This is a genomic window from Sphingomonas edaphi, from assembly GCF_003583725.1.
Lineage (GTDB): Bacteria > Pseudomonadota > Alphaproteobacteria > Sphingomonadales > Sphingomonadaceae > Sphingomicrobium > Sphingomicrobium edaphi.
In genome coordinates this window covers 214,628-229,035 of sequence record NZ_QXTF01000002.1, presented here as the reverse complement: position 1 = coordinate 229,035, position 14,408 = coordinate 214,628, and the positions used below count along the sequence as shown (strand labels likewise).

The 14,408-nt window shown below is 63.7% G+C and carries 12 protein-coding genes and 1 tRNA gene; 7 read left to right on the top strand and 6 right to left on the bottom strand.

Annotated elements, in window-relative coordinates:
- Together D3M59_RS07930 and D3M59_RS07925 are read right to left on the bottom strand one after the other, a co-directional pair.
- Window positions 1-288: a hypothetical protein gene (locus tag D3M59_RS07930; RefSeq protein ID WP_119533114.1), complete on the bottom strand. Its 288-nt coding sequence runs from the start codon at window positions 286-288 to the stop codon at window positions 1-3.
- Complete coding sequence (locus tag D3M59_RS07925) at window positions 285-803, bottom strand: DNA-deoxyinosine glycosylase (protein ID WP_325048610.1); 519 nt, start codon at window positions 801-803, stop codon at window positions 285-287. The genes D3M59_RS07930 and D3M59_RS07925 overlap by 4 nt, the downstream gene beginning before the upstream one ends.
- 65 nt (window positions 804-868) lie before the next feature.
- Between D3M59_RS07925 and D3M59_RS07920 the strand changes: the two genes are divergently transcribed.
- Entirely contained in the window at window positions 869-2,020 is a 1,152-nt protein-coding gene (locus D3M59_RS07920) for a glycosyltransferase family 4 protein (RefSeq protein ID WP_119533112.1), read from the top strand.
- On the opposite strand, the gene D3M59_RS07915 is transcribed toward D3M59_RS07920, so the two are convergent.
- The gene (locus D3M59_RS07915) at window positions 2,017-2,685 is read right to left on the bottom strand and encodes a PadR family transcriptional regulator (RefSeq protein WP_233543195.1); all 669 of its coding nucleotides are present in this window, start codon (window positions 2,683-2,685) and stop codon (window positions 2,017-2,019) included. The genes D3M59_RS07920 and D3M59_RS07915 overlap by 4 nt on opposite strands.
- A gap of 94 nt (window positions 2,686-2,779) precedes the next feature.
- Here D3M59_RS07915 and D3M59_RS07910 point away from each other — a divergent pair, with 94 nt between their 5' ends.
- The 6 genes from D3M59_RS07910 to D3M59_RS07885 all read left to right on the top strand — a co-directional run bounded on the left by D3M59_RS07910 (window position 2,780) and on the right by D3M59_RS07885 (window position 10,226).
- Entirely contained in the window at window positions 2,780-4,105 is a 1,326-nt protein-coding gene (locus D3M59_RS07910; protein WP_119533110.1) for a replication-associated recombination protein A, read from the top strand.
- Between the two features lie 16 nt (window positions 4,106-4,121).
- Window positions 4,122-5,429 carry a mechanosensitive ion channel gene (locus tag D3M59_RS07905; RefSeq protein ID WP_119533109.1) on the top strand — a complete coding sequence of 436 codons (1,308 nt, stop codon included), beginning with the start codon at window positions 4,122-4,124 and terminating at the stop codon, window positions 5,427-5,429.
- Entirely contained in the window at window positions 5,426-6,283 is an 858-nt protein-coding gene (locus D3M59_RS07900; RefSeq protein WP_119533108.1) for a hypothetical protein, read from the top strand. Before D3M59_RS07905 ends, D3M59_RS07900 begins: the two co-directional genes overlap by 4 nt.
- A 29-nt stretch (window positions 6,284-6,312) precedes the next feature.
- Window positions 6,313-7,011 (top strand): VIT1/CCC1 transporter family protein, encoded by a 699-nt coding sequence (locus tag D3M59_RS07895; protein WP_119533107.1) that lies wholly within the window; start codon window positions 6,313-6,315, stop codon window positions 7,009-7,011.
- Window positions 7,012-7,063: 52 nt separating this feature from the next.
- A tRNA-Thr gene (locus D3M59_RS07890) sits at window positions 7,064-7,139 on the top strand.
- A 555-nt stretch (window positions 7,140-7,694) separates the two neighbouring features.
- On the top strand, window positions 7,695-10,226 hold the full coding sequence (locus D3M59_RS07885) for a cation-translocating P-type ATPase (RefSeq protein ID WP_119533106.1): 2,532 nt from the start codon (window positions 7,695-7,697) through the stop codon (window positions 10,224-10,226).
- Here the strand turns inward: D3M59_RS07885 and D3M59_RS07880 are convergent.
- The 3 genes from D3M59_RS07880 to D3M59_RS07870 all read right to left on the bottom strand — a co-directional run bounded on the left by D3M59_RS07880 (window position 10,214) and on the right by D3M59_RS07870 (window position 14,353).
- Window positions 10,214-11,152 carry a L,D-transpeptidase gene (locus D3M59_RS07880; protein ID WP_119533105.1) on the bottom strand — a complete coding sequence of 313 codons (939 nt, stop codon included), beginning with the start codon at window positions 11,150-11,152 and terminating at the stop codon, window positions 10,214-10,216. The genes D3M59_RS07885 and D3M59_RS07880 overlap by 13 nt on opposite strands.
- The gene (locus tag D3M59_RS07875) at window positions 11,149-12,741 is read right to left on the bottom strand and encodes an MBL fold metallo-hydrolase RNA specificity domain-containing protein (RefSeq protein ID WP_119533351.1); all 1,593 of its coding nucleotides are present in this window, start codon (window positions 12,739-12,741) and stop codon (window positions 11,149-11,151) included. The genes D3M59_RS07880 and D3M59_RS07875 overlap by 4 nt, the downstream gene beginning before the upstream one ends.
- 88 nt (window positions 12,742-12,829) lie before the next feature.
- The gene (locus D3M59_RS07870; protein ID WP_267896948.1) at window positions 12,830-14,353 is read right to left on the bottom strand and encodes a thymidine phosphorylase family protein; all 1,524 of its coding nucleotides are present in this window, start codon (window positions 14,351-14,353) and stop codon (window positions 12,830-12,832) included.
- Window positions 14,354-14,408: the final 55 nt, after the last annotated feature.

The following is a 14,408-nucleotide window of genomic DNA, read 5'->3' as shown; positions in this document are numbered from 1 at the left end:
TCAGCTTGCGCTTTTGTCGGACAGATAGTGCATCAGCTGGGCCAGCGTCGCTTCCATCTGGTCTTGCATCTGGCTGATCAGCTCGTTTTCCCGCATATTTTCGTGATCGAGCGGTTTTGAGTAGCTGTCCGAAAAGGCATGCAGATCGTCGGCATCGAAAATGCCCTTGGCGACCAGCTTGGCAAGAATAACCAACAGACCATTGGTGTTGGCGATATTGCCTGCCACCAGCGCTTCGTCGACCATCGTCAGCGCCTGGCTTTCCTCGTCCTCGATCGTCTCGCTCATGACTCGCAATGTGGCATTTTCTGCCCGCCATGCAAGCGCCCCAACACCGCCCATCGCTCGGCTTTATGGTCGAACGGCAGGGTGTAGGCCGGGCTTGATGAGGGAAGGTCGACCAGTTGGAGTTGGCGTGAGTTGCCAAGCGCCGCGCGGCCAATTCGCGCGGCGGTTTGCCCGTTGAATGCGACAGCCCTCAGGCGGGGGTGCGTCGCCACAAAGTCTCGCAAGGGATTTGGTGTCACGCTACGGATCGCGCCATCGAGACTCCCGGGCCGCGTCGCCTGTGCGACAACGTCCCACAAGGCGATTTCACAGGCAGCCAGCACCTCAATCCGTTTGGCATAGGCAAGCGTTGCCAAGTCTTCTCCAATCGCCTGACCGAGCAGGCGCCAGAACTGGTTCTGCGGGTGCGCGTAGTATCGTTGCGCAGCCAGCGACGCCTCACCGGGAAGGCTGCCGAGGATCAGCAATCGCGCATCGCTTGAGCCCGCCGGCGCCATGGAACGCTTCTGTGTCACGGCCCGTGATTAGCAGATTGCGGTGCAGTTGCAGCACCCTCGCGCCTTTGGCTAAGGCTGTGTCGATGAAGCCCGAAGACCTTCGCATCGCCCTGTTCTCGGGCAACTACAACTATGTGCGCGACGGCGCGAACCAGGCACTCAACCGACTGGTCGGCTTCCTTTTGCGGCAGGGAGCGCAGGTACGCGTCTATTCGCCGACGGTGGCCAATCCGGCGTTTCCGCCGACCGGAGACCTTGTCAGCGTGCCGTCCTTCCCGATCCCCGGCCGTCCCGAATATCGGCTCGCGTTCCGCCTACCAGTCTCCGTCCGGCGGGATATGGAGGCGTTCAATCCAAACGTCGTGCATGTCGCCGCGCCTGATGTGGTCGCCCATCGAGCAGTTACTTGGGCGCGCAGGCGGAAAATCCCGGTGGTGTCGTCGGTGCACACGCGCTTCGACACCTACCTGCAATATTATGGCCTGCAGTTCCTGGAGCCAGCAGCGCGCGGCATCATGCGACGATACTACCGGCGCTGCGATGCGATCGTGGTTCCGGCGGAATCGACTGCCGCCATCCTTCGCGCGCAGCGGATGAGCCCCGATATTTCCATTTGGGCCCGTGGCATCGATCGCGAGCAGTTCAACCCGGAACGCCGCAGCCCTGCTTGGCGCCGCGAGCGCGGCTTCGCGGACGACGACATGGTGGTGTCCTTTCTTGGCCGGCTGGTGCTGGAGAAGGGGCTGGATGTCTTTTCCGACGCGATTGACGCGGCGAGGCACAAAGGTGCCAAGTTGCGGGTACTTGCCATCGGCGACGGCCCTGCGCGGTCTTATTTCGAAGAGCGGCTACCCGACGCTGTATTCACCGGCCAATTGACCGGCACTGACCTGGCCACTGCCTTGGCCTCTTCCGACGTGTTTCTGAATCCCTCGATCACGGAAACCTTCGGCAATGTAACTTTGGAAGCCATGGCCTGCGCGCTGCCGGTCGTCGCCGCCGCTGCGTCCGGCGCCACCAGTCTTGTACAGGATGGCATTACCGGAAGCTTGTCGCGGCCGGGCGATATCGATGCCTTTGCCGAAGCCCTGCTCCGCTACGAGCGAGAGCAAGCGCTTCGGGCCGGGCACGGGCAAGCGGGCCTCGCCTTTGCGAAGACCATGGACTGGGATGAGATTAACACCGCGGTGATGCGCGTCTACGAGCGCGTCATTGAACGTCGGCGTCGGACTTAATTGTCGTCTTCATCGCGGCCGTCCTCGTCCGATGACTTAGCATCCTTGATCCGTTCGATGCGCTGCGCCGCATCGTCGAGGATGTCGATGACATCGTTCAGCAGATCCTCGTTCCAGCCTTCGTGCGACACGCGATTGCGTAGTGCGGTCATAAGGTTGCCGATCGCACGGCCCATTTCGGGCCGGTTGCCCTTGCTGCGCCGGCGGCCGTGGCCTTCCAGCCGGTCGATCAGTTCCTCAACCTCTTCCCCATTTTCGTCTAGGTGGGCGCGGCCTTCGTCGGTCGCTTCATAAACCTTTTTGCTGCTTCCAGATTTGGCTTCGGCGATCAGGCCCATATCCTCCAGCATGGTCAGCGTCGGATAGACGATCCCCGGGCTAGGCGCGTAATGCCCCTCGGTCATATCCTCGATTGCCTTGATCAGTTCATAGCCGTGCCGCGGCTGGTCGGCGATCAGCTTGAGCAGGACGAGCCGGAGCTGGCCCCCTTCGAACATCCGCTTGCGTCCGCGCGGTCCACCACGACCACCGCCCCAGCCTCCCGGGCCATCGCCGAACTCGAAATGAAATCCACCGGGGCCAAAGCTGAAACCGCGTGGCCCGCCGCGCATGGCGAAGAATGCTCCTTCCCGCCCAGGCACACCGCAATGTTTGTTTTTGTGCATTTTATCCTCCTTAAGAGCAATCTAAGATATATCTTTGACATATCGATCGCAAGGGATGGATGCAAAAGCCGCTTCGGGAGTTTAGGCAAGGAACATGGCCGATCTCTTTCAGGATGAAGTTCGCGCAGAGGCGCGCGAGCAACCAAGTGCGGACGCTCCGCTTGCCGATCGACTTCGTCCTGCGAGTCTCGACGAGGTTGTGGGCCAAGAGCACCTGACCGGGCCGGACGGCGCGATCGGTCGGATGGTTGCGGCCGGAAAGCTTGCTTCGACGATCTTGTGGGGACCACCGGGCACGGGAAAGACCAGCATCGCGCGCTTACTTGCCGATGCAGTCGGTCTGCGCTTCGTGGCGCTATCGGCTGTCTTTTCGGGGGTCGCCGACCTCAAGCGCGTGTTTGCCGAGGCGCGTACGGCTGCGAAGGCCGGCCAGCGGACGCTATTATTCGTGGACGAAATCCACAGATTTAACCGATCTCAGCAGGACGGCTTTCTCCCGTATGTCGAAGACGGTACGATCACGCTTGTAGGCGCCACGACCGAAAACCCCAGCTTCGAGCTCAACGCGGCGCTGCTTAGCCGGACCCAGGTGCTCATCCTGCACAGGCTGGACGAGGAGGCTCTCGGCGAGCTGCTTAGCCGCGCAGAGGCGCTCGAAGGCACCCCCCTGCCCCTGACGGCCGAGGCACGTGATGCCTTGATTGCGAGCGCCGACGGCGACGGCAGGTTCGTCTTGAATCAGGCGGAAACCTTGCTCGGAATGGGGATCGACCAGCCGCTCGACCCCGCCGGACTGGCCCAGCTGCTGCAGCGCCGCCTCGCGGTTTACGACAAAGACCGCGAAGGACATTACAACCTCATTTCCGCGCTTCACAAATCCATCCGCGGTTCCGACCCGCAGGCTGCGCTATACTATCTCGCGAGAATGCTCGTTGCCGGCGAGGAGCCGCTCTTTGTCCTCCGCCGTCTCATTCGCGCCTCCGTCGAGGACATTGGCCTCGCCGACCCACACGCACTTGTGCAGTGTATTGCTGCGAAGGACGCCTATGATTTTCTGGGCTCGCCCGAAGGCGAACTCGCCATCGTCCAAGCCTGCCTTTATCTCGCCACGGCGCCCAAATCGAACGCCGCCTATGCTGCGCAAAAGGCGGCTTGGCGAAGCGCAAAGGACACCGGCTCGCTGATGCCACCGCAGAATATCCTGAATGCGCCGACGCGTCTCATGAAGGACATTGGTTACGGCAAAGGCTATGCCTACGACCATGATGCCGACGATGGCTTTTCGGGCGCCAATTACTGGCCGGATGAGATGGACCCGCTCACTTTTTATCATCCGGTGAACCGGGGATTCGAGGCAAAGGTCGCGGAGCGGCTTGCCTTCTGGGACGAAAAGCGTCGAGAAAGACAGAAACAGGACTGAGCGACAGGGGAGCCACATGTATCAGACCACCGAACCCGCCCGTTACTGGCAACAGCAACTGGTCGAATGGGGCCCCAAGGTCTTGTTCGCCATTCTCATCCTGGTTGTCACACATTTCGTGGCCAAAGCTGTGCAATGGGGCATTGCCAAACTGGTAGACCGGGTGCCGGTGCTGAAGCGCCATCCGGGCGTCGGCGGTGACAGCGTCGGCACGGAACTCGGGCGTCTGGCTTACTGGCTGGTGTGGCTCGTCGGCCTGATCGCGGCCCTTCAGCCGCTGGGACTGTCGGGTGTGCTGACCCCGGTCACCGCGCTGACCAACGAAGTCTTCGCTTTTCTGCCACGTCTCCTGGGTGCCGGCCTCTTCTTCTTCGCCGGCCTGATCCTCGCGCGGATCGTGCGGCATGTCGTCGAGGCCTTTCTCGGCGCGCTTAACTTGGAGCGACTGATGAGTCGCGCGGGCGTCAGCATCGGCGAGGCTCCCGTTGCTGTCGACAGTTCCGGTGTAGCCTCCGAAGGTGCGGCACCCGCCCGCAGTTCGATCGCCCGGGCGGTCGGCGTAACCGTGTCGGCGATCATCATCCTGTTCGCGGCGATCGGCGCGCTGCAGATCCTTCAGGTATCGGCAATTTCAGATCCCGCGACCAACATGTTGAACGCCATCGCCCTATCCATCCCGAACGTTTTGGCAGCGCTCGTTTGGTTGACACTTGCCTTCATTATCGGCCGCTGGGTGAAGAGCCTGCTTGAAACCATCTTGCCCAGCCTCGGCTTCGACAATGCCGTCCGGGCGCTCGGCGTCATGCCTGCTAACGCGGTCCCCTCGCGCGTCATCGGCGCGATCGCGATGATCACGGCGATCATTATCGGCCTGATGGAAGCAGCTCGGCAGGTCGGCGGGGATTCCACCGCGGCCATGCTGTTTCAGATCACGGAACTGGGCGGCAAGGTCATCTTCGGCACGGTGATCATCGTCGCCGGTATCTTCCTGGCGCGGATTCTGTCCAATCTGGTCGGAAGCTCGACGGGCGAGTCCGGGTACGCGCAGACGATCGTCAAATATGCCATCATCGCCCTGTTCACCGCCATCGGCCTGACCTTCATGGGACTGGCTGACCAGATTGTGATGATGGCGTTCGGCTTGATCCTTGGCTCGGCGGCGATTGCGGCTGCCCTCGCCTTCGGTCTCGGCGGGCGCGATGCGGCCGCGCGGATGCTGGACCAGTGGTCGGCGGGCCAGATGCCGATGTCGCCTCCGCCCCCGCCGCCGCGGTTGAAGAAAGTTACGCCGCCAGCCGACGACAACCAGCCGCCGTTGGTGTGAGTCCCGCGCCCCGGTTCGAAAACTGCGTCGCGATCGACTGGTCGGGCGCGAAGGGACGGCGGCACAAGGGCATCGCCATTGCGGAGGCACGGGACGGAATGGCGCCGCGCCTCGTTCGTCCTGATCACGTCTGGTCGCGTTGCGGGGTTCTCGACTGGCTGTTGGAGCGGGCCGCCGCCGAGCCGACACTGTTCGGCTTCGACTTCAGCTTCGCACCACCCTTCATCGAGCGCGGCGGCTACCTTCCCGGCGAGGCGGACATCCCCGATACTGCCCGTGATTTCTGGGCCTATGTTGATGCGGTGAGCGACGATGAGGACCTTGGCGCGGCGTCGTTCCTCGAACGGGTCCATCGACCCCATTTCTATTTCGGGATCGCCGACGGAACGAAGGCCGATTTCGTTCACTTTCGGCGCTGTGACACAGCCCTGAACGCGCAGGGTGGGCGTAAGACGGCCAGTGCTTACGACGCCATCGGCGCCGCGCAGGTTGCCAAGGCGAGCTTTTCGGGGATGCGGCTACTCCATCATGTCGGTGATCGCATTCCGGTTTGGCCGATGGACTGCTTGCCGGAACAGGGAAGCGCCATCGTGGAAATCTACACGCGCATCTACATCCGCAACGCCGGCCTCCCGGGAAAGAAGATCCGGACGGCGGACGAACTGGACGCGGCGCTGCAAGCCTTGGGGTCGGCACCGGCCAACCTCAACCACAGGCCGACTGATCACCAGACCGATGCGCTGATTACCGCCGCGGGCATGCGCGCGCATCTTGCCAACGCCACCGCTTTCCGGCCACCCGACTTGACGCCGGAGATCGCCCGGACGGAAGGCTGGACCTTCGGTATCACATGACGGCATGTGTAAGTTCGAGGAGTTTGCCGATGCCCCATTCGCACCTTGAACGGCACCTCGTCGAGCGGATCGGCTGGTTTAGAGCCGCCGTTCTCGGCGCCAACGACGGGATCGTATCGACCGCCAGCTTGATCGTCGGCGTGGCGGCAGGTGAAGCGACTCAAAGCCAGGTCCTGCTCGCCGGTGTCGCAGGGCTGGTGGCGGGCGCCATGTCTATGGCGGCTGGCGAATATGTTTCTGTCAGCAGTCAGTCGGATACCGAACAGGCCGACCTCGCTCGGGAGCGGAAGGAGCTCGCCGAATTTCCGGACAAGGAACATGCCGAGCTTGCCGGTATTTACCGTGCACGAGGTTTGGACGCCAAGACGGCCGACCAGGTCGCAACGCAACTGATGGCGGGCGATGCGCTCGGTGCCCATGCGCGGGACGAGCTTAGCATTACGCACATCACGACCGCCCGTCCGGTCCAAGCGGCACTGACCTCCGCGACGACGTTCACTGCCGGCGCTGCCCTTCCACTGCTGGCCGCCTGGCTTTCCCCACCGGGCCAGGCAATGATCGTGACGGTCGCGGCCGCCGCGCTCCTGTTCCTGGCCTTTCTGGGCGCCATTGGGGCGCGGGCTGGCGGGGCTCCGATGGGCCGGGCCACGCTGCGCGTTGCCTTCTGGGGCGCGCTGGCCATGGCGATCACGGCTGGCATCGGCTGGATGTTCGGGGCGGTCGTCTAACATACCCTCTGGACGCGGCGCCCCGCCCGGCGATAAGGCGGCCTCACCAGTAGCCGGTTTAGCTCAGCTGGTAGAGCAGCGGTTTTGTAAACCGAAGGTCGCGGGTTCGATTCCTGCAACCGGCACCATTCCTCCCGTCCTGCATTCGCCCACAATTGGCCGATGTCGAGCAAACTCTCGACGTTTGATTAGAAAATTCTAAATTAGTTACATCTTATATGATGCGCGTGGCAGCGCTAGATTATGATCCCTCGGATATCGCCCGGCACGCCGCCGAGGCAGTCGCCATGCTCAACTCGATTGCCTAGGAGGGCGACCGCCGCTTGGTGCTCTCCTATCTTGCAGAGGCAGGCGAACTCCGGCCGGGCAACGGTACGAGTTGGGCTCAGCCAGCCCGCGCCGTCCCAGCAGTTGGGCCGGCTTCGCGCCAACCGCCGCGAATTACGCATTCTCGGGGACTGGTCGACTGGATATTGGCCGGGGTGTTCATGGCGGGCGGCGTCGTTGGTAGCGTAACTGGCACGAAGATCGCGAAAAGATTGTCCGGTGCCGGCCATCTAACCAGCGTCTTCGCGGGACTGATGCGGCCTATATGTTATGGAAGAGCGGCGTCGCGGCGTTCTAGACGATTTGACTGGCGAATTGCCGTCGTCTCTGCATCTTCCGCGCAGAGGGTTGTACTGATGTCGACGGCACCATCCCAAGTCGCAGGCTTGTCCGGCCTCACCTCCGCCGAGGCTGCGCGACGCTTGGGCAGCGAAGGGCCAAACGAGCTTCCGAGGTCCGCGGGCCGGTCGGTCCCACGCATCATCGTCGACGTCCTGCGCGAACCGATGCTGTCGCTGCTGCTGGTCGGGGGCGGCGTGTATTTTTTGTTGGGAGAACGGATTGAGGCTGTTGTCCTGCTATTGCTCGCGACATTGTCCGTCGCGATCACCGTAGTGCAGGAAGCCCGCTCCGAACGGGTTCTAGAAGCACTGCGTGATCTGTCGGCTCCCCGCGCGCTCGTCATCCGGGACGGCGAAAGCTTCAGGGTGGCGGGTCGTGAGGTGGTGCGCGACGATCTGCTCGTGCTTGAACAAGGCGATCGGGTTGCCGCAGACGCCCTGCTCCTCATTGCCAGCGACCTACATGCTGATGAATCCCTTCTGACCGGCGAATCCCTGCATGTGCGCAAGCAGGCGGCCAGGGAGGAAATCCCCGATCGTCGTCCGGGCGGGGACGGCCAGCCCTATGTCTACTCTGGCTCCATGATTACGCGCGGCAACGGGATAGCCCGAGTGGTGGCGACCGGCGGCGCCAGCGAGATGGGGAGGATCGGACAGTCCCTCGCCGATGTTGGCACAGCCTCGCCGCGACTGCGAAGGGAGACGCTGGCCATCATCCGCGCCTGCGCGGCGGCGGGGGCTCTAGTCTCGCTGCTCGTCATCTTGTTGTACGGATTGATGAGGGGCAGCTGGCTCGACGCCATGCTGGCAGGGATCGCAATCGGAATGTCGGTGCTGCCCGAAGAATTTTCGGTTGTGCTGGCGGTCTTCATGGCAATGGGTGCTTGGCGGATCGCGCAAGCTGGAGTGCTGACGCGACGCGCGGCGGCCATCGAAACGCTGGGGTCGGCGACCGTCTTGTGTACCGACAAGACCGGGACCTTGACCGAAAACAGGATGGAGGTTGCAAGGCTTTGGGCGCCCGGTGCGGGGTGGGCCGAACCGGCTGGCGCTGTCGACCAGCGCTTTCACCCCCTCCTCGAAGCGAGCGTGATGGCGAGTGCCGTGTCACCGGTGGACCCAATGGAAGTAGCGCTCCACGCGGCGGGGAGCGGCGCGGTTGGCAAGCAGGCGAACGGCCGAACGCTGGCGCGCGGCTATGCCCTGCAGCCCGGCCAGCTGTCCGTGTCCAACGTGTGGGACGACGAGGACGACAGGATCGTGGCCGCCAAAGGCGCACCTGAGACCATCGCGTCCCTGTGCGCGCTGGGCGCGGACGAGCATGGCGCGATGACCGAGGCGGTCGAGGAAATGGCGGGACGCGGCATGAGGGTCATCGGGGTCGCCATAGCGGATCACCCGCTGGGCCCCCTGCCCGATAGCCAGAAGGAATTCGACTTCCGCTTCCTGGGTCTCGTCGGGCTAGCCGACCCGCTCCGCGCCACCGTGCCCGAGGCGATCGCGCAGTGCCGTCGGGCAGGCATCAAGGTCGTGATGATTACCGGGGATTATCCGGCGACGGCGCGCTTCATCGCGGATCAGGCGGGAATCCGGGATGGCGAACTGCTGACCGGGGACGAGGTCGCGGCGCTCGACGACGTTGTACTCGCCAACCGGATCCGGAGCGCCACAGTGTTCGCGCGGATCATGCCAGAGCAAAAGCTGCGCCTGGTGCAGGCATTCCGCCGGGATGGCGGCGTCGTCGCCATGACCGGCGATGGCGTCAACGACGCGCCGTCTTTGAAGGCCGCCGACATCGGCATCGCGATGGGCAGGCGCGGGACCGATGTTGCGCGTGAAGCATCGACGCTGGTACTGCTCGACGACGACTTCGGCTCGATCGTGAAGGCGATCCGCCTCGGCAGGCGGATCTACGACAATGTCCGCAAGGCGATGGCCTTCATCTTCGCGGTTCATGTTCCGATCGCCGGGCTTGCCCTGCTGCCATTGCTGCTCGGCAAGCCACTGCTGCTGGGGCCAATCCACATTGCGCTCCTGGAAATGATCATCGACCCAGTCTGCGCTCTGGTATTCGAGGCAGAGCGGGAAGAGCGCGGCGTCATGCGCCGGCCGCCCCGCGATCCGCACGAGGCGCTGTTTTCAAGGCGCATGGTCGGCTGGAGCCTTGCGCAGGGCCTGTTGGCGCTGAGCCTGTTGGGCGGCATCTGGTGGATGGCTATGGAGCAAGGCCTGCCCGAGAATGAAGTGCGGGGTCTAGTTTTCTTCGCGCTGGTGGGATCGATCCTGGCCTTGATCGTGGCGAACCTCTCATCCGGACCGCGGTCGGGTGGCCGGATCAGCCGCTCGCTGCTGATCGTGCTCGCAGCGGTCGGCGGATTGTCCTTGCTGGCCTATCTCTCGGCTGCGGTGAGAGCCGTGCTGAACATCGGCCCGCTCCACTTTGCGGATGTCGCGGCGGTGGCTGCAGTCGCGTTGCTGCTGACCGCGCTGCTAGCCGGGCTGAAGCGCGTCGTGCCGCCGATACCTCGGCCGGATCAGTCCCGCTGAACATCCTCTTCGTTTTCTATCACGGTCATCGGCCGCCCGGCCTCCGACGCGGTAAGTGAGTCCGGAGTGACGACGACAGTCGTTCCGGGCTTCAGGATGGCCTCGACCTGCTGGCGCACCATGTCGCTGGCGTGAATCCGGCCGCGCAGCTTTTCCGTTACGGCGCCATCCTGGCCCGGCAAGCCGATGCGGACCCAGCTTTGGCGGTCTGCGCCCATGACATAAGCCGAGGTCTGCGTCACCGGGCCATCGATCTTGACCGCCGAACGGCCAATGACCGTCCCGTTGCGAAGCACGACCATCCGCCGGTCGCCAGCGCTGATAACGATAGAGACCGGCCCGTCGGGCGCGAGGGATGGCTGCCAGACGTCCCCGGTTGCGATCAGGCCGCTGGACCGGCCAAGCAATGATTCCGCAGGAGCGATGCGGGGCACGACCGCCTCGTTGGTTATGACCACCGTCATGCCTAGTTTGGTTTCCCCATACAACAGCCGGGCAAATTGGGTGGGCAACCGAATGCAGCCGTGAGAGGCGGGGTAACCGGGCAGGTTGCCGCCATGGAGCGCGATCCCGCCCCATGTCAGCCGCTGCATATAGGGCATCGGCGCGTTGTCATATTTGCTGGAATAATGCTCGACGTGCCGCTGTAGCACGGTGAAGACGCCGGTCGGCGTTTCATGGCCCTTGCGGCCGGTCGAGACGGTCGAAACGCCGATGGGAATGCCGTTGCGGTAGATGATCGCGCGCTGGGTCTTCAGGCTGACGACGAGCAGAAGCGGCCCGTCCGGCGCGATATCGGGTGCCCAGAGATATTCGCCGGGCTTCAGTTTCTGCGCCGCTTCGCTGATCGAACCAGTTGCGAGCGTGGGCTCAGTCGGCGGTGGCGCCAGCCCCAACAGCACCGCGGCAATGAATGCGCCCTTCATCTGCCCTTCCTCTTTTCACCCTTTTCCGGCGTCGCAAAGCGATCCAAGATTTCGCGCATTTGCGCCAAAGCCTCCATCCGTCTCTGGTTAGATTCGATGCGCTGGAGGTCGCGCTTCAAGTTGACCGCCAAGTCGGCGTAGCGGTTCTGCCAATCCCCACCGATAGCCGCGCGCAAATCGGTCCGGCCGGTCTTCAGCCGTTTGGCCGGCTGACCCGCGGCAAGCTCATATCGTTCGCCAATTTCAGGGATGACGATGGGAAACTCCCGCTCGCCGATCTTGTCGCGCAGCATCTTGGTCGCGTTCTCCTCGCCATGCGTCAGGAACAGCGTGCCGTTGATGGGCTGCCTCGCCCAGACCCACTCCACCAGCTCGCCTTGGTCGGCATGGGCGGAATAGCATTCGAGCCGGCGCACGTGCGCGCGCACCGCGACGTCGTGCCCCGATATGCGAACGCGCCCCGCCCCGTCCGAGAGTGTGCGGCCCAGTGTTCCTTGCGCCTGGTAGCCAACGAACAGCACTGTGGAATCGGAACGCGGGAGGTTGTTGCGCAGGTGATGCCTCACCCGTCCGCCTTCGCACATGCCGGACGCAGCAAGAATGATGGCGCCCGACAGCGCGTCCAGCCGCATCGAAACCTCGACGCTTTCGACGAAGTGGAATTTTGGATGATTAAAAACCTCGCCATGCTCCAGGTCCTCGAGCTCGCGGCGATGTCGCCGGAAGACATCCGTCGCCTTGCTAGCCAAAGGCGAATCGATGAAGACAGTGGTGCTCTTCAGGCGACCGCTGTTCAGTAATGTGGCCAGATCAAGCAACAATTCCTGCGTGCGTTCCAGGGCGAACACCGGAATAATCAGGTTTCCGCCAAGAGCCAGCGCGCGATGCACTTCAGCTTCCAGCAGGTCGCGCCGTTCCTCGACGGTCACCGGCTCGCGCGGCCGATCGCCATAGGTGCTTTCGCAGAACAGATGATCGACGCCCGCCGGCCCTTCGGGTTCTGCATGGAAACTCTTGTTGCGCGGGCCAATGTCGCCCGAGAAAACGAGGTGCGTCTCATCGACCACCACCTCAATCGACGCGGACCCGAGGATATGGCCCGCGTTCCAGAACCGCGCTTCGAAATGGGGCGAAATCTGCTCCAAACGGTCAAGCTTCACGATGCGCCGCAGTTCGAGCGCGCCCAAGGCGTCATCGAGCGTATAGAGCGGCTCGATCTGCGGTTCGTCGGCCCGGTCCCAGCGCCGGTTCCGCCGCTCCGTGTCCATCTCGTGAATTTTGGCGGCGTCGGGCAGCATGACAGCCAGGAGGTCCGCGGTCGGCCCGGTGCACCAGATCGACCCGCGAAATCCTTCGGCATAGAGCCGTGGCAGCAGTCCGCTGTGGTCGAGATGCGCGTGGGTGAGAAGGACGGCGACAAGCCTAGTTGGATCGAACGGGAAAGGCTCCCGGTTCAGTTCCTCCAACGTCCGCGACCCCTGGAACAGCCCGCAATCGACCAGCAGCTGCTCCCCGCTGAACGACAGAAGGTGGCATGAGCCGGTGACCGTCCCGGCAGCACCCAGTATCTCGATTTCGGGTTTCGCCATCGCTTCCTTGTTCCCGCCGTTTTCATTCTGACCATCGTCATTCGAGCAGCACAAACCCGCCGGACTGTCGGTTATTGTCCTTATCCTGTCACGCCGGGCGGATCTGCAGCATGTCCGAATTGGCCTCGGCATAAGCAAGCGCATAGGCCAGTTCGCCGCGGCTTTCGCCGTGAAGCACCAGCAGCGGATGGCCATGCTCGACCCGCTCTCCCAGCTTGGCCCTGATCTCCACACCAGCCGCGCGGGATCTGGGCGCGCCTGCCAGCTTGGCCACGCGCGCCAGTTGGCGGTTGTCGATCGTCTCCAATCGTCCAGTCAGCGGGGCGGGAATAACATGGGTCAGCGGCGCGGTGGGCGGCTCTCGGAAGCCGCCCTGCGCCTCGCAGATCGCCATAAATTTGCGAAGGGCCCGCCCATCGGCAAGAATCGCGTCGGCAAGTGCGCGCCCTTCGACCGGCCCCGCAGCCCCTCCCATCTCGATCAGTTCACCCGCGAGCATCACCGCGCGTTCCCTGAGGTCGCGCGGCGCGTCGGGTTCTCCACGAAGGATGCGGAGGACGTCGCGTGCCTCTAGCGCCGGACCGATACCGACGCCGACCGGCTGCGTGCCGTCCGTCACCATCGTACGCGTCGCCAGCCCGAAGTCAGCCGCCACATCGATCAAGTAACCGCTGATCTCTTCTGCTTCCCGCGTCGTTCGCACCTTGGCCGTCGGCCCGACGGGAATGTCGAGCAGGAGGCGTTTCGAGCCCGCCGCGAGCTTCTTCGACAGCACAGAGGCGACCAGCTGTGCGGTGCAATCGAGGTCGAGCGCCCGCTCGACACGGATCAATATGTCGTCGGCCGGGCTAAGGCGAACGCTGCCGCCCCAGACGACGCACCCGCCCTCCTGCTCGACCACGCGGCGCATCGCAGCAATGTCGAGGTCCACCGGCGTCATCGTTTCCATGGCGTCGGCGGTCCCGGCGGGCGAGGTGATGGCTCGCGAGGACGTCTTGGGAATGGTGAGGCCTGCCGCAGCGACGATGGCGACGATGATTGGCGTGGTGCGGTTCGCCGGGATGCCGCCGACGCTATGCTTATCGACGATCACGTCCCCCGGCCAATCGATGCGATCGCCGGCATCGACCATCGCCCGGGTGAGCGCCACCATTTCCTCATGATCGGGCGGCTGGCTGGAAAAGGCCGTCAGGAAGGCCGCCAGCTGGACGTCCGAATAGCGTTCCGCAACGACGTCGCCGATAATCGAGCGAAGCTGGCCTGCGCTGAGGCGATTGCCGTATACCTTGGCGCGAACATCGCTCATCGATTGCAGCGGTCGCGCGTGCCGCACGGCGATCTCGCCTCCGTCGCGGGCGTCGAGCCGCCGCCATGCCGCCTCCGACAGGCCAACGTCGTGTAAGCCCAGCAGGTGGTCGCGCACATAGTAAAGGGTGGCAACCGCGGTCTTGCCGTCGAGCGACAGTTCGACCTGGGCGCGGGCGGCAAACCCTTCTGATCGGGCGACGGGGCAATCGGCATGCATCAGGGCGATGGGCTCATGCTGCGTTTCCAGCATCAGCCGCCGCGCGGCGAGCTTCGGCACTGATAGCGCAGGGCGTCCCGACTTCACACGGCGCTCCTCCCGCCGCGTATCATAGTTAGGGAGCGCGCCGGCTGCTACTAGG